A 14,870-nucleotide genomic window follows, 5' to 3' on the forward strand; every position below is an offset into this window, starting at 1 on the left:
CTCTGGAGCAACTTCTCCATCCTAGACCATCCGTTTCGACCGTGTCAACTCCGTGTCCGAAGCATTCACCGTCCGTTCACATGGTCGGGCTAGAAAACCTTACCACATGATCCGACCATGTCAACTCCGCTCAACGCGGTGTCAGACACTCACCGGACCATCCACGTGGAAGGCCTTGAAAAGCTTACCACATGATTCCCGGCTGTCAAACCAGATCATCTTCTTCAGGAATCCCGACCCGCATCACTGCCGGCCGCGCACCCGGTGAGCACCACCCGCCCTGGACCTGCCATTCTCGGCATGAATCCGCGGATTCTGTGTTCTTCACCCCGCCTCCCGGTCACCCGGTCGGCGTCTTGAGCACGAGATGGAACTCTACACACGAATCCCACCGAACACAAAATCAGGGGTGACACCCGGCGTCCGGGCACGAAGGAGGGCCCCGTTCTCCGCAGAATCCTGCGGAGAACGGGGCCCGGTGCTCCTCCCGTGGGCGGTTCCTCCGCCGTCGCCGCCCGTCGTGTCCTCGGTCACTTCTGGCGACCCGGTGGACACCGGTGGTCTGCGGCCGTGGTCAGGCCTCCCCCAGGTCCGCACCCGCCATGTTCTTCTTGCCCCGGCGCACCAGCAGGTGCCGGCCGGCGAGGGCGTCGTCTCGGGTGAACACCTGGTCGGCATCCGTCACCCGCACGTTGTTCACCGACGCGCCGCCGTCGCGCACCGTCCGACGCGCCTCGGAGCGCGAGGCGACCAGCCCGGTGGAGACCAGCAGCTCGACCGCGGTCACGGTGCCCGGCTCCCCCTCCCACTGGGTCCGGTCGGCCTGCGGCAGCTCGGCCAGCACGGCGGTCAGCGTGTCCGGGTCCACCGTGGTGAGGTCGCCGCCTCCGAACACCGCCTGGGAGGCCTCGATGACCTTCGTCGTCGTCTCCTCTCCGTGGGCCAGCGCCGTGACCTCCCACGCCAGGCGCCTCTGGGCTTCCCGGCGGAACGGCTCGTCGGCCACCTTCTGCGCGTACTCCTCGATCTCCGCGCGGGTCAGGAACGTGAAGACCTTGAGCCGGTCGACGACGTCCGCGTCCGCCGTGTTGAGCCAGAACTGGTAGAAGGCGTACGGGGAGCACATCTCCGCGTCGAGCCAGACGGCGTTGCCCTCGGACTTGCCGAACTTGGTGCCGTCCGCGTTCGTGATCAGCGGCGTGCCCAGCGCATGGGCGTGGGTCCCCTCCACCTTGCGGATCAGCTCGGTGCCGGCGGTGAGGTTGCCCCACTGGTCGGAGCCGCCGGTCTGGAGGGTCACGCCGTGCCGGCGGTGCAGCTCGAGGAAGTCGTTGCCCTGCAGCACCTGGTAGGAGAACTCCGTGTAGGAGATGCCCTCATCAGAGTTCAGGCGCTTGGCCACGATCTCCTTCTTCACCATCGTGCCGACGCGGAAGTTCTTGCCGACGTCCCGCAGGAAGTCCAGCGCGCTCATGCCCGCGGTCCAGTCCAGGTTGTTGACCATGGTCGCCGCGTTCTCCCCCTCGAAGGAGAGGTACGGCTCGATCTGCGCGCGCAGCGACTCCACCCACGCCGCCACGGTCTCCTGCGAGTTCAGGACGCGCTCCGAGGTCTGCCGCGGGTCGCCGATGAGGCCGGTGGCGCCGCCCACGAGGGCATACGGGCGGTGGCCGGCGAGCTGCAGGCGGCGCAGTGTGAGCAGCTGGACCAGGTGTCCCAGGTGGAGAGACGGAGCGGTCGGGTCGAAGCCGCAGTAATACGAGACGGGCTCCCCGGCCAGCGCCTGTTCCAGCGCGGCCTCGTCCGTCGAGACGTGCACGAGCCCGCGCCAGCGCAGCTCCTGCCAGACGTTCTCGAAGCTCGGGTCGTTCGCCTGTGCGCGCAGTCGGGCCGCGCGCTCCTCGTTCTGGGGTGCCATAGCCCCCAGCCTAGCGACGCGCCCGCGCGCCTCCGCGACGCCGTGCACGTGCGACGTCGCCCGCGGGGCTCACTCCGGGACGTCCGCCAGCCCGGCCGGCAGCGCGGCCGCGTCCGTCCCGGCGACGACGGACAGCGACTGGGTGGCGCGGGTCATCGCCACGTACAGATCGCCCACCACGCCGCGCGCGTCGGCCACGATCCGCTCGGGCAAGACGAGCACGACGGTGTCGAACTCCAGCCCCTTGGTCTCCCACGGGGTGGCGACGACGATCTCGACGCCGGGCAGCGGCGCGGTGTCCACGGCCGCCTCCCCCCACCGCTCCCGGAGGGCCGTGAGCAGCTCCCCCGTCCGCTCGGCGGGGGCGATCACGGCGGTCAGGGCCTCGGGCACGCGGTCCCGCTCGGCCTCGACCGCGTCGAGGGCCAGGGCCGCGACGTCACCGCCCGGCTCCGTCACCAGGCGCGGGCGGTGGTCGCCCTCGCGCACGGCGCGCGGATGGGAGACCTCGAGCCCGGCCGCCCGTGCGACCTGCGCGGCCCAGCGCATCACGCGCGCCGGCGAGCGGTAGTTCACGGTCAGCTCTTCCAGGCGCCAGCGGTCCCCGAACTCCGGGGCGAGGACGGACGCCCACGAGCCGGCCGCGTCGCGACGGGAGGACTGCGCGATGTCGCCCACGATGGTGAACGACTTCATCGGGCAGCGGCGCGCCAGCAGGCGCCACTGCATCGGAGAGAGCTCCTGGGCCTCGTCCACCACCACGTGCCCGTACGTCCAGGTGCGGTCGTGGGCCGCGGTCTCGGCGGTGGTCCGTCGCACGCCGCGCGCCTCATTGGCCGCGGCCAGCTGCTCGGCGTCCACGACGCCGTCGACGCCCAGGTCCGCGAGCGTCTGGTGCATGTTCTCCAGGGACGCCCGGGCGTTCTCGAGGTTGCGCTCGTGCTGGGCCGCGGACTCGCCGCCCCGGCCCGGGGTGTCGAGGCGTCCGAGCAGCTCGGCCGCCTCGTCCAGCAGGGGCACGTCGGCCTCGGTCCAGGGGGCGTCGGCCGGGCGCAGGAGCGCGCCGACCTCGGCGTCGGAGAGCCACGGGGCGGCCGCCCGGAGCAGGTCCTCCCGGGTGAGGAGGTCGCCGATGAGCTTCTCCGGCGTCAGCGGCATCCAGCAGAGGTTGAGCGCGATGCGCACGTCGCGCGAGGTGCGCACGTCCTCGAGCAGGAGGTCACGCTGCACCGGGGTGCCCGAGGACTTCTCCAGCTTCTTGCGCAGCTTCTCCGCGAGCTCGCGGACGAGGATCTTCACGAACGTCACCCGGGCCTCGTTGTGGGGCTTGCGGGTGGCCCGTGCCTTGTCCCGGGCGCGCCGGACCATGGCCGGCTTGAGCTTGACGGCCGTGCCGTCGATCATCAGGCGCCGCGGCTCGACGAGCAGGCGCTGGCGCTGCGCGACCGCGTGGGCGACGGCGTCCACCATGTCCAGCCGGCCCTTCACCGCCGCCGCGTCGAGGTCCCGCTCCGGGACGGCCCGCACGCCCGGCATCAGCGTCCCCAGCGAGGACATCACGACACCCGTCTCGCCCAGCGAGGGCAGCACCCGCTCGATGTACCGCATGAACGCGGTCGAGGGGCCGACGATCAGCACGCCCGAGCGGGCGAGGCGCTCCCGGTGGGTGTACAGCAGGTAGGCGGCGCGGTGCAGGGCGACGGCGGTCTTCCCCGTGCCGGGCCCGCCCTGCACCACGACCGCCCCGGGCAGGGGCGCGCGGATCACCTCGTCCTGCTCCGCCTGGATCGTGGCGACGATGTCCCCCATCCGTCCCGTGCGTCGGGCGGTGACGGCGGCCAGCAGCGCACCCTGGGCATCGGCGCGCACGCCGTCCTCGCCCAGCAGCGTCGGGTCCAGGATGTCGTCCTCGAGGTCGCGCACCTCGCGCCCCCGCAGCATCAGGTGACGACGACGGCGCACGCGGCCCCGGTGGGCCGCCGTCGCCTGGTAGAAGGCGCCGGCCTCGGCCGCGCGCCAGTCGACGAGGAGGCGCTCGTGGTCCTCGGTGGTGAGGCCGATGCGCCCGATGTACCGCTGCTCGTCGGCCCCACCCTCCCGCTCGGCGTCGAGGTCGAGCCGGCCGAAGACGAGGCGGTCGTCCACGGCGTAGAGCTGGGCGAGTCGGTCCTCGTAGAGGCTGGCGAAGGCGTCGCGCTCGGAGTGGTTCTGCAGCGACCCCTGCGGGCCGGTCCGGCGCACGGCCGCGAGCTGGCGCTCCTTCTCCTCACGCAGGGCGTCGAGGCGGGCGTACCGCTCGGCGACCCGACCCCGCTCGAGGTCGAGCTCGGACTGGCGGACGGACACGGTATCGGTCATCGGGGGCCCTCGCGGTGCGGTGAGAGGCGGACCACGCTGCGGCCCGCCCGGCGGAAAAGTGACCACCCATGCTACGCCGACCGCGGTGAACGGCGGGTGACGCGGCGGTGCCCTGCCGGGCACCGCCGCGTCCGGCCCGGCCGACGCCGACTCGACCGGGCGACCGCGTCAGCGGGCGTCGACGACGGAGCCCGGCGTGTCGGCCCAGCGGCGCAGCGGTTCCAGGGCGTCCTCGAGCGCCCCGATCTGCGCCGCGACGGCCGTCGGCGCGGTCCCGCCCTGGGCGTCGCGAGAGGCGAGCGAGCCCTCCGTGCTGAGCACCTCGCGGACCTGCGGGGTCAGCGCCGGCGAGATGGCCGCGTACTCATCGTCCGTGAGGTCCCACAGCTCCACGCCCCGGGCCTCGGCCGCCTTCACGGCCTCGCCGGACAGCTCGTGGGCCTCGCGGAACGGGACCCCCTGGCGGACGAGCCACTCGGCGACGTCGGTGGCCAGCGCGAAGCCCTGCGGGGCCAGCTCCGCCATGCGCTCCGTCTGGAACTCGAGGGTGGCGATCATCCCGGAGACGGCGGGCAGCAGCAGCTCGAGGGTGTCCGCGGCGTCGAAGACGGGCTCCTTGTCCTCCTGCAGGTCGCGGTTGTAGGCCAGCGGCATGCCCTTGAGCGTGGCCAGCAGCCCCGTGAGGTCGCCGATGAGGCGGCCGGACTTGCCGCGGGCCAGCTCGGCGACGTCCGGGTTCTTCTTCTGCGGCATGATCGAGGACCCTGTGGAGTACGCGTCGTGCAGCGTCACGAAGCCCGCCTCCTTGGTGGCCCAGAAGATGACCTCCTCCGAGATGCGGGACAGGTCGACGCCGACCATCGCGGCGACCCACGCGAACTCCGCGTACACGTCGCGGGCGGCGGTGCCGTCGATCGAGTTCCACACGGCCGACTCGAAGCCGAGCTCGGTGGCCACGGCGTTCGGGTCCAGACCCAGGGAGGAGCCTGCCAGGGCCCCGGAGCCGTACGGCGAGACGGCCGCGCGCGCGTCCCAGTCCACGAGCCGCTGCAGGTCCCGCGCGAACGCCCAGGCGTGCGCGAGCAGGTGGTGCGAGAGCAGGACGGGCTGCGCGTGCTGCAGGTGGGTGCGGCCCGGCATCGGCGCGTGCGGGTGCGCCCGCGCCTGATCGAGCAGCGCGTCCACCGTGGCGATCACGCCCCGCGCGATGATGCGGGCGTGGTCGCGCAGGAACATCCGGCCGAGGGTGGCGACCTGGTCGTTGCGGGATCGGCCGGCCCGCAGGCGGCCGCCGAGCTCGGGACCGGCCCGCTCGATGAGGCCGCGCTCGAGCGAGCCGTGCACGTCCTCATCGGACGCCGCCGGGGTGTAGGCACCGGAACGCACGTCCGCCTCGAGACGGTCGAGGGCCGCGATCATCCCGTCCAGGTCGTCCGCACTGAGCAGACCGGCGGTGTGCAGCACCCGGGCGTGGGCACGGGAACCCGCGATGTCATAGGGCGCCAGGCGCCAGTCGAAGTGCGTTGACTTGCTGAGCGCGGCGAGCGCCTCGGAAGGGCCGCCGGCGAAGCGGCCGCCCCACAGGGCGCCCTCGTTGGTCCCGTGGCGGGCATCGGTGTTCTCGGTCATCGAAGGTCTCCTCGAGGTCGGTGACAGGCCGACGGCGGCCGGCCCGGTCGCGGGCGGGCCGCCGTCGTGCACGGGGCGTGCGGGGTCAGTCGTTGGACAGGCGGGCGACGTCCTGGAGGTCGTCGCTGCCGCGCAGGCGCTGCTCGCGCTCGGAGGCCGTCTTCGCGGACAGGCCGAAGATGTCGATGAACCCGCGGGCCGAGGACTGGTCGAACGAGTCGCCCTCGTCGTACGTGGCGAGGTTGAAGTCGTACAGGCCGGTCTCGGACCGGCGACCCTGCACCGTGGCGCGGCCGCCGTGGAGCTCCAGGCGGATCTCACCGTTGACGTGCTCCTGGGTCGCGTCGATGAACGTGTCCAGGTTCCGCTTCAGCGGGGAGTACCACTGGCCGTCGTAGACCAGCTCGGTCCACCGCTGGTCCACATGCTTCTTGAAGCGCGCCTGTTCACGCTCCAGGGTGACGTTCTCGAGCTCACGGTGGGCCGCGATCAGCGCCATGGCCCCCGGTGCCTCGTAGATCTCGCGGGACTTGATGCCCACGAGGCGGTCCTCGACGATGTCGATCCGGCCCACGCCCTGGGCACCGGCCCGGCGGTTGAGCTCCTCGATGATCTCCAGCGGGCTCAGCGCGCGGCCGTCGAGGGCCGTGGGGACGCCGCGCTCGAAGGCGATCGTGACCACGTCCGGCGCCGGCGGGAAGGCGGGGTCGTCCGTGTAGTCGTAGACGTCCTTCGTGGGGCCGTTCCAGATGTCCTCGAGGAAGCCGGTCTCGACGGCGCGGCCCCACACGTTCTGGTCGATCGAGAACGGGTTCTTCTTGGTGGTGACGATCGGCAGGTCGTTGCGCTGGGCGTACTCGATGGCCTTCTCACGGGTCAGGGCGAGGTCGCGCACCGGGGCGATGCACTTCAGGTCGGGCCCGAGGGTCTGAATGGAGACCTCGAAGCGGACCTGGTCGTTGCCCTTGCCGGTGCAGCCGTGCGCCACCGTCGAGGCGCCGAACTGGCGGGCCGCCGCGACCAGGTGGCGGGAGATCACCGGGCGCGAGATCGCGGAGACCAGCGGGTAGGCGTCCATGTAGAGGGCGTTGGCCTTGAGCGTGGGCATGCAGTACTGCTCGGCGAACTCGTCACGCGCGTCGGCGACGTAGGCCTCGACGGCGCCGCAGTCCAGGGCGCGCTGGCGGATCGTCTCGAGGGACTCGCCCCCCTGGCCCACGTCGACCGCGACGGCGACGACCTCGGCGCCCGTGGCCTCGGCGATCCAGCCGATGGCCACCGAGGTGTCCAGGCCGCCCGAGTAGGCAAGGATGATGCGTTCCTTCACGTTTTCTCCTCTTTATATAGGGGGGGTCTCCCAGCGCGGCACGTGGCCGTCGGAGGCGTGCTCGGTGGCGATCCTACCCGGATCTTGAATAAATATGCAACTGACGGAATATCAGCTCCCGATGGCCCCTGTGCAGCCCCTCTGCGCCGACAGCGACGGCCACGGGCGACCATCGCTCCGCCCTCGAATCCCGGGTCGAACGCGACTCAGGTCACGGCCTCGGCCGTCGATCGTGACCTTCGCCCATGCCCCTGTGACGGAGGTTGTCCACACCGGCGGATCAGACACCATGACAGCAAATCCGACCAGTAGCGTGCATTTCATCCACGCGCCCACGACTCTAGGGATCGATTCGTCACCCGTTCTCAAATTTCAGACAGACGGGCAAGAATCCGTCGACCCATGATTTGACGCGAGGGGGGCTCCCGTCGTTGACTCTTCCGTAGCCGATTCGTGATCTGACCGAGAGGTCGGGGACGGGGAGGCCACGACATCGAACCCCCTCCGACGGTCGCCCGCTGCTGGGTCGTCTCGAACCGACGGAGGGCATGACCCGACCAAGGAGAAGGACGACCCCGGTGCGCCTCGGCCGCCGATCAGCGAGGACTCGCCATGGACACCATGACTCTCTTCACCACTTCCGCCACCCGCTCCCGCCGTGCCACCGCCTCGATCGTCGCGGGCATGACCCTCGCCGGCGCCGCCGCCGTGGGCTTCTCCGCCCCGGCCCAGGCCGCCACCGTGGACACCTGGGACCGCCTCGCCGAGTGCGAGTCCAGCGGCACCTGGGACATCAACACCGGCAACGGCTTCTACGGCGGCGTGCAGTTCACCCTGTCCTCCTGGCAGGCCGTCGGCGGCGAGGGCTACCCGCATCAGGCCTCGAAGGCCGAGCAGATCAAGCGCGCCGAGATCCTCCAGGACCTGCAGGGCTGGGGCGCCTGGCCGCTGTGCTCGCAGAAGCTGGGCCTGACCCAGGCTGACGCGGACGCCGGCGACGTGGACGCCGCCCCGGTCGCCGTGGAGCGCACCGCCACCGTGCAGCGCCAGTCCGCCGCGGACGAGACTGCTGCCGACCAGGCTGCGGCTGAGCAGGCTGCTGCCGACCAGGCCGCGGCTGAGCAGGCTGCTGCCGACCAGGCCGCGGCCGAGCGCTGGGCCGCCAAGCAGGCTGCTGCCGACCAGGCCGCCGCCGAGCGCTGGGCCGCCAAGCAGGCTGCTGCCGAGCAGGCCGCCGCCGACAAGGCTGCCGCCCAGCGTGCCGCCGCCGCGGAGAAGGCTGCCGCTCAGAAGGCCGCTGCCGCTGAGAAGGCCGCCGCTCAGAAGGCTGCCGCCGCGGAGAAGGCCGCCGCTCAGAAGGCTGCCGCCGCGGAGCAGGCCGCTGCCGCGGAGCAGGCCGTCGTCGCCGAGGCCGAGACCATCGTCGTCAAGTCCGGTGACTCCCTCTGGAAGCTCGCCAACGAGTACGAGGTGGAGGGTGGCTGGACCGCCCTCTACGAGGCCAACAAGGGCGCCGTCTCCGACGCCGCCGTGATCTACGTCGGCCAGGAGCTCGTCCTGCCGCAGGCCTGAGACGCCTGACCGGTCCCCCGGACCGGTACCACACGAGGAAGGCCCCCGCCGTCGGCGGGGGCCTTCCTCGTGCCTGGTGCCCGTCACCCGCGCGGGCGGGGCCGGACGGGTCGGTTAGCCCGCCAGACCCAGCAGGTGGGCCGCGACGGCCGGGGCGGACGTGGTCCCCGTGGTGATGAGGAGGATGGTGTCGTCGCCGGCGATCGTGCCCATCACGTGCTCCACGCGCGCCTGGTCGATCACGCTGGCCAGGAACTGCGCCGCACCCGGGGGCGTGCGCAGGACCACGAGGTTCGCCGTGGGCTCGGCGGAGACGAGCAGCTCGCGGGCCATGCTCGCCAGCCGGTTCAGCTGCGCGTCCGAACCGCGGCCCGGCACGGCGCCGTCGTCGCCCTCCGCCGGCAGGGCGTAGACCATGCCGGCCGGCCCGCGCGTCCGCACCGCGCCGAGGTCCACCAGGTCCCGCGAGAGCGTGCCCTGGGTGACGGACAGCCCGCGATCGCCCAGGGCGTCCGAGAGTTCGGCCTGGGAGCGGATGCCCCGGGTGGCCAGGATCTCCCGGATCGCGGCCTGACGGGCGATCTTCGTCGTGGGGGCGGCCATCAGCGCGGCTCCTCGGCCAGGCCGGAGCGGTACAGCAGCCAGGCGATGAGCGCCTTCTGCGCGTGCAGCCGGTTCTCGGCCTCGTCGAACACCACGGACCGCGGCCCGTCGATCACCTCGGCCGTGACCTCGTAGCCCCGGTACGCGGGCAGGCAGTGCAGGAAGATCGCGTCGTCGGCCGCCCGCGCCATCGCGGCGGCGTCCACCTGGTAGTCCCGGAACAGCGCCAGGCGGGCCTCCTTCTCCTCCTCCTGGCCCATGGACACCCACGTGTCGGTCACGACGACGTCCGCGCCCGCCAGGGCCTCGGCCGCGTCCGTCGTGACGAGGACGGAACCGCCCGTCTCCGCCGCCCGCTGTCGAGCGGCGGCCACGACGTCCTCGGCAGGCAGGTGCCCCTCGGGGCCGGCGACCCGCACGTGCATGCCGGCCGTCGCGCAGCCGAGCAGATACGAGTGGGCCATGTTGTTCGCCGCGTCCCCCAGATACGTCAGAGTGCGGCCCGCCGTGCCGCCGAGGTGCTCGCGCACCGTCAGCAGGTCGGCGAGGATCTGACAGGGGTGGTAGTCGTCGCTGAGCGCATTGACCACGGGCACCGAGGAATGGGCGGCCATCTCCTCGAGACCGGCCTGCGCGAACGTGCGCCAGACGATGACGCCGACCATCCGCTCCAGCACGCGGGCCGTGTCCGCCACGGACTCCTTGTGGCCCAGCTGCGACTCCCCCGGGTTCACGATCAGCGGCGTCCCGCCGAGCTCGGCGATGCCGGCCGCGAACGAGACGCGGGTGCGCGTGGAGGTCTTGTCGAAGAACACGATGCCGGTCCGGGGCCCGGCCAGCGGGCGGTGCCGGAACCGGTCGGCCTTCATCTGCGCGGCGAGGTCGAGCACCTCGGCCTGCTCGGCCGGGGTGAGGTCCGTGTCCACCAGGAAGTGGCGGACGGCGGCAGCGGGGGTCATGGGCGGTCTCCTTCGGCGGGGGTCAGGGCGGCGGCCACGAGCCCGGGCAGGGCCGCGGCGAAGCGCTCGAGCTCGGCCACGGGCACGGTCAGCGGCGGGGCCAGGCGCAGGGTGGAGGGGCCGGTGGCGTTGAGGATCCAGCCCGCCTCGAGGCCGGCGGCGACGACGGCGGGGGCCAGCCCGCCGGCCGGGGCCGGTCCCGCGGGGTCGGCCAGGTCGACGCCGATCCACAGGCCGTGACCGCGGACCGCGGCCACCTCGGGCAGGTCCTCCAGCAGGGCGGCCACGGCCTCGCCCGCGGCGCGGACGTGGCCGAGCAGGCCCTCGTCCTCGACGGTCTGGAGCACGGCCAGGCCCGCGGCGGTGGCCAGGGGGTTGCCGCCGAACGTGGTGCCGTGCTGGCCGGCGGTGAGCAGCCCGGAGACGGCGGGGCCGACGCACACGAGCGCCCCGATCGGCACGCCGCCGCCCAGTCCCTTCGCCAGGGTGAAGGCGTCGGGCACCACCGGCTCGGCCGCCCCGGTGACGGCCGGGTTCTGGAAGCCGAACCACGTGCCGGTGCGTCCCACGCCGGACTGCACCTCGTCGAGGATCATCAGGGCGCCGGCCTCGCGGGTCGCGGCCCGCACCTCGGCCAGGTAGCCGGCCGGCCAGCCGTGCACGCCGGCCTCGCCCTGGACCGGCTCGAGGATGACGGCGGCGACGGTGGCGCCGTCGTCGTCCGGGGCCAGGGCCGCCCGCAGGGCCGCGGCGTCCCCGCCCGGCACGTGCTTCACGCCGCCGGGCAGCGGCTCGAAGGGCGCCCGGTAGGCCTCCTTGTGCGTGAGCGCGAGGGCGCCCATCGTGCGGCCGTGGAAGGCCCGCTCGAGCGCGATCACCCGCGTCCGGCGGCCGGACGGGTCGTCCGCACCGTGGCGGCGGGCGAGCTTGAACGCGGCCTCGTTGGCCTCCGTGCCGGAGTTCGCGAAGAACACGGTGGAGCCCGCGGGCGCGCCGGCCAGCTCCAGCAGGCGCTCGGCCAGGCGGATCTGCGGCTCGGAGGTGAAGAGGTTGGACACGTGGCCGAGCGTGGCGACCTGCTCGGACACCGCCCGCACCAGCGCCGGGTGGCCGTGGCCGAGCGCGTTCACGGCGATGCCGGCCAGCAGGTCCGTGTAGCGCCGGCCGTCGGCGTCCCACACGTGGACCCCCTCGCCGCGCACGAGCACGCGGGTGGGGCGGCCGAAGACTCCGGTCAGGGCGGCGTGGTAGCGCTCCAGCAGCGCGGACTGGTCGGTGCTCATGCGTCCTCCTCGGGGGTGGTCGGGGCGGTGGGCTCGGCGTCGGGCACCACCTGGGTGCCGACGCCCGCAGAGGTGAAGACCTCGAGCAGCATCGAGTGGGGGCGGCGGCCGTCCACGACGTGGGCGCGCTGCACGCCGGCGTCCACGGCCGCCAGGCACGCGGCCATCTTCGGGATCATCCCGGAGGCCAGGGAGGGCAGCAGCGCGCGCAGCTGGGCGGCGGTGAGCGAGCTGATGAGGGAGTCGCGGTCCGGCCAGTCGGCGTAGAGGCCTTCGACGTCGGTGAGCAGCACGAGCTTCGCGGCGCCGAGGGCGGCGGCCAGGGCCGCGGCGGCGGTGTCCGCATTGACGTTGAGGACCTGCCCGGTGGGCTCGCCGTCGTCGTTGATCTCGGGGGCGACCGACGAGACCACGGGGATCCGCCCGGACTCGATCACGTCGAGGATCGCGGTCGGGTCGACTCCGGTGACCTCTCCCACGAGGCCGAGGTCCACCTCCTGGCCGTCGACGACGGCGCCCGTGCGGCGGGCGCGCAGCAGCCCCGCGTCCTCGCCGGAGAAGCCGACGGCGTACGGGCCGTGGGAGTTCACGAGGCCGACCAGCTCGCGGCCCACCTGTCCCGTGAGCACCATGCGGACCACGTCCATGGCCTCCTCGGTGGTCACGCGCAGGCCGCCGCGGAACTCCGAGGCGATGCCGAGGCGGTCGAGCATCGCGTTGATCTGCGGGCCGCCGCCGTGCACCACCACGGGGTGGACCCCCACGTGGTGCAGGAACACGATGTCCTCGGCGAACGCCCGGCGCAGCTCCTCCGACACCATGGCGTTGCCGCCGTACTTGACGACCATGACGGTGCCGGCGAACCGCCGGATCCAGGGCAGGGCCTCGACGAGGACCTCCGCCTTGGACTCGGCGCGGTCGAGCCGGTCCGCGGTGGACAGGACGGGCGCGGCCGCCGTGGCCGGATCGGTGTGCGGGGTCATGCTGGGGGTCCTCACGTGGAGTAGGCGGAGTTCTCGTGGACGTAGTCGTGCGTCAGGTCGTTGGTCCAGACCGTGGCCTCGGCGTCGCCGGCGTGCAGGTCGACCTCGACGAGCACCTCGCGGGCCGTCAGGTCCACGCGGGAGCGGTCCTCTCCCACGCCGGAGGCGCGGCACACCTGGACGCCGTTGAAGCGCACGTCGAGGGCGTACGGGTCGAAGGCGGCGACCGACTCCGGGACCGTGCCGACGGCGGCGATCACGCGTCCCCAGTTCGGGTCCTGGCCGAAGATCGCGGTCTTGAACAGGTTGGAGCGGCCGACAGCGCGCGCGACGGCCTCGGCCGCCTCCTCGGTCTCGGCGTGGACCACGCGCACGGCGATGTCGTGCCGGGCACCCTCGGCGTCGGCGACGAGCTGGCGGGACAGGTCCGCGCAGACCTCGTGGAGGGCCGCGGCGAACGCCGCGGGCTCGGGCGCCGTCCCGGACGCGCCCGAGGCCAGCAGGATCACGGTGTCATTGGTGGACATGCACCCGTCCGAGTCGACCCGGTTGAAGGTGGCGCGCACGGCCTCGCGCAGGGCCGCGTCGAGGGCGGGGGCGGGGACGTCGGCGTCCGTGGTGATGACGCTGAGCATCGTGGCCATGCCGGGTGCCAGCATGCCCGCCCCTTTGGCCATGCCGCCCACGGTGAAGCCCGCGCCGCGGGCCACGGCGGTCTTGGCCACGGTGTCCGTGGTCTTGATCGCGACGGCGGCGTCCTCGCCGCCGTCCGGACTGAGGGCGGCGACCGCCTCGGCCACGCCCGCGGTGAGCGTGTCCATCGGCAGGCGCTCGCCGATGAGGCCGGTCGAGCAGACGAGCACGTCGTCGGCGGCGGTTCCGAGGGCGGCGGCCGCGTGCTCGGCGGTGCGACGGGCGTCCTCGAGGCCCTCGGCGCCGGTGGCCGCGTTGGCCCCGCCGGAGTTCAGGACGACCGCGGTCGCGCGGCCGTCCCGCACGGCGCGGCGGGTCCAGACCACGGGGGCGGCCGCCACCCGGTTCTCGGTGAGGACGGCGGCCGCCGCGTCGCGCGGGCCCTGGTTGACGACGACGGCGACGTCGGGCGTGCCCGAGGCCTTCAGCCCCGCGGTGACGCCGGCCGCCCGGAACCCCTGTGCTGCGGTGACGCTCACGGCGCGACCCCCTGCTGCTCGAGCCCCGCCTGCTCCGGCAGGCCCAGGGCGATGTTCATGGACTGCACGGCGCCGCCGGCCGTGCCCTTGGTGAGGTTGTCGAGCACCGCGCAGACGATCACGCGGCCGGCACGCTCATCCACGGCGAGCTGCAGCTGCACGTGGTTGGAGCCGAGGACCGCCTTCGTCGTCGGCCACTGCCCCTCGGGCAGCAGGTGCACGAAGCGTTCGCCGCCGTAGGCCGCGGCCCATGCCGCGCGCACGTCCGCGGCGGCCACGCCGGGGCGCAGCCGCGCCGTGGCCGTCGCGAGGATGCCGCGCGGCATCGGCGCGAGCGTGGGCGTGAAGGAGACGCGGACCGGCTCGCCGGCCGCCTGGGCCAGGCCCTGCTCGATCTCCGGGGTGTGCCGGTGCCCGCCACCGACGCCGTACGGGCTCATCCCGCCCATGACCTCGGCGCCGAGCAGGTGCGGCTTGAGCGCCTTGCCCGCCCCGGAGGTGCCCGAGGCGGCGACGATCACCACGTCCTGCGGCTCGAGCAGCCCCGCGGCGAAGCCGGGCGCGAGGGCGAGGATCGAGGTGGTCGGGTAGCACCCGGGGACGGCGATGCGGCGGGTGCCGGCGAGTCGCTCACGCTGACCGGGCAGCTCGGGCAGGCCGTAGGGCCAGGTCCCGGCGTGTGCGGTGCCGTAGAAGGCCTCCCAGTCTGCGGCTGACTCGAGGCGGTGGTCGGCGCCCGCGTCGATCACCAGGGTGTCCGGGGATCGCTCTGCGATCTCGGCCGCCAGCGCCCCGGAGGCCCCGTGGGGCAGCGCGAGGATCACGACGTCGTGGCCGGCGAGGACCTCCGCGGTGGTCTCGGCGAGGACGCGGTCCGCCAGGGCGTGCAGGTGCGGCTGGAGAGCGCCGAGGCGCTCCCCCGCGTTCGAGTGGGCCGTGATGGCTCCGACGGTGACGGACGGGTGGCCGGCGAGCAGGCGCAGGGCCTCTCCCCCGGCGTAGCCGCTGGCTCCGGAGACGGCGACGGTGTGGGTCATGGCTTCATCCTAGCGCAGATATGCGTTGC

At 73.2% G+C, this 14,870-nt stretch carries 11 protein-coding genes; 1 reads left to right on the forward strand and 10 read right to left on the reverse strand.

Annotated elements, in window-relative coordinates; genetic code table 11:
• Nucleotides 1-574: 574 nt before the first annotated feature.
• The 4 genes from tyrS to B1A86_RS07140 form a co-directional block, all read right to left on the reverse strand.
• Nucleotides 575-1,918 carry a tyrosine--tRNA ligase gene (tyrS, locus tag B1A86_RS07125; protein WP_078025586.1) on the reverse strand — a complete coding sequence of 448 codons (1,344 nt, stop codon included), beginning with the start codon at nucleotides 1,916-1,918 and terminating at the stop codon, nucleotides 575-577.
• 69 nt (nucleotides 1,919-1,987) lie between these two features.
• Nucleotides 1,988-4,276, reverse strand: coding sequence for a UvrD-helicase domain-containing protein (locus tag B1A86_RS07130; protein ID WP_078025585.1), 2,289 nt, complete (start codon nucleotides 4,274-4,276; stop codon nucleotides 1,988-1,990).
• A 168-nt stretch (nucleotides 4,277-4,444) separates the two neighbouring features.
• Nucleotides 4,445-5,905, reverse strand: coding sequence for an argininosuccinate lyase (argH, locus tag B1A86_RS07135; RefSeq protein ID WP_063190210.1), 1,461 nt, complete (start codon nucleotides 5,903-5,905; stop codon nucleotides 4,445-4,447).
• A gap of 85 nt (nucleotides 5,906-5,990) precedes the next feature.
• Entirely contained in the window at nucleotides 5,991-7,232 is a 1,242-nt protein-coding gene (locus B1A86_RS07140; RefSeq protein ID WP_063190209.1) for an argininosuccinate synthase, read from the reverse strand.
• A 612-nt stretch (nucleotides 7,233-7,844) separates the two neighbouring features.
• Here B1A86_RS07140 and rpf point away from each other — a divergent pair.
• Nucleotides 7,845-8,804, forward strand: coding sequence for a resuscitation-promoting factor Rpf (gene rpf / locus B1A86_RS07145; protein WP_078025584.1), 960 nt, complete (start codon nucleotides 7,845-7,847; stop codon nucleotides 8,802-8,804).
• 114 nt (nucleotides 8,805-8,918) lie between these two features.
• Here the strand turns inward: rpf and argR are convergent, their stop codons facing one another.
• From argR to argC, 6 genes are read right to left on the reverse strand one after another with little or no spacing between them, the layout of a single operon-like run.
• Nucleotides 8,919-9,407, reverse strand: a complete 489-nt coding sequence (argR, locus tag B1A86_RS07150; RefSeq protein ID WP_049147960.1) for an arginine repressor — start codon at nucleotides 9,405-9,407, stop codon at nucleotides 8,919-8,921.
• Nucleotides 9,407-10,366, reverse strand: a complete 960-nt coding sequence (gene argF / locus B1A86_RS07155; RefSeq protein ID WP_078025583.1) for an ornithine carbamoyltransferase — start codon at nucleotides 10,364-10,366, stop codon at nucleotides 9,407-9,409. The genes argR and argF overlap by 1 nt, the downstream gene beginning before the upstream one ends.
• The gene (locus B1A86_RS07160; RefSeq protein WP_095346942.1) at nucleotides 10,363-11,649 is read right to left on the reverse strand and encodes an acetylornithine transaminase; all 1,287 of its coding nucleotides are present in this window, start codon (nucleotides 11,647-11,649) and stop codon (nucleotides 10,363-10,365) included. Before B1A86_RS07160 ends, argF begins: the two co-directional genes overlap by 4 nt.
• A complete protein-coding gene (argB, locus tag B1A86_RS07165) occupies nucleotides 11,646-12,632 on the reverse strand; it encodes an acetylglutamate kinase (RefSeq protein ID WP_238692819.1) in 987 nt (328 codons plus the stop codon). Before argB ends, B1A86_RS07160 begins: the two co-directional genes overlap by 4 nt.
• Nucleotides 12,633-12,643: 11 nt before the next feature.
• Complete coding sequence (gene argJ, locus B1A86_RS07170; protein ID WP_078025582.1) at nucleotides 12,644-13,804, reverse strand: bifunctional glutamate N-acetyltransferase/amino-acid acetyltransferase ArgJ; 1,161 nt, start codon at nucleotides 13,802-13,804, stop codon at nucleotides 12,644-12,646.
• Nucleotides 13,801-14,841 carry an N-acetyl-gamma-glutamyl-phosphate reductase gene (gene argC, locus B1A86_RS07175; protein ID WP_044659908.1) on the reverse strand — a complete coding sequence of 347 codons (1,041 nt, stop codon included), beginning with the start codon at nucleotides 14,839-14,841 and terminating at the stop codon, nucleotides 13,801-13,803. The genes argJ and argC overlap by 4 nt, the downstream gene beginning before the upstream one ends.
• Between the last annotated feature and the right edge of the window lie 29 nt (nucleotides 14,842-14,870).

Source organism: Micrococcus sp. KBS0714 (genome assembly GCF_002008305.4).
In the GTDB taxonomy this organism is placed as follows: Bacteria; Actinomycetota; Actinomycetes; order Actinomycetales; family Micrococcaceae; genus Micrococcus; species Micrococcus luteus.

What these genes read in the sequence shown, in the direction of transcription:
- argC (WP_044659908.1), bottom strand. Translation starts at nt 14,841, where the DNA reads ATGACCCACACCGTCGCCGTCTCCGGAGCCAGCGGCTACGCCGGGGGA.
- tyrS (WP_078025586.1), bottom strand. Translation starts at nt 1,918, where the DNA reads ATGGCACCCCAGAACGAGGAGCGCGCGGCCCGACTGCGCGCACAGGCG.
- argB (WP_238692819.1), bottom strand. Translation starts at nt 12,632, where the DNA reads ATGACCCCGCACACCGATCCGGCCACGGCGGCCGCGCCCGTCCTGTCC.
- argR (WP_049147960.1), bottom strand. Translation starts at nt 9,407, where the DNA reads ATGGCCGCCCCCACGACGAAGATCGCCCGTCAGGCCGCGATCCGGGAG.
- B1A86_RS07160 (WP_095346942.1), bottom strand. Translation starts at nt 11,649, where the DNA reads ATGAGCACCGACCAGTCCGCGCTGCTGGAGCGCTACCACGCCGCCCTG.
- argF (WP_078025583.1), bottom strand. Translation starts at nt 10,366, where the DNA reads ATGACCCCCGCTGCCGCCGTCCGCCACTTCCTGGTGGACACGGACCTC.
- B1A86_RS07130 (WP_078025585.1), bottom strand. Translation starts at nt 4,276, where the DNA reads ATGACCGATACCGTGTCCGTCCGCCAGTCCGAGCTCGACCTCGAGCGG.
- rpf (WP_078025584.1), top strand. Translation starts at nt 7,845, where the DNA reads ATGGACACCATGACTCTCTTCACCACTTCCGCCACCCGCTCCCGCCGT.
- argH (WP_063190210.1), bottom strand. Translation starts at nt 5,905, where the DNA reads ATGACCGAGAACACCGATGCCCGCCACGGGACCAACGAGGGCGCCCTG.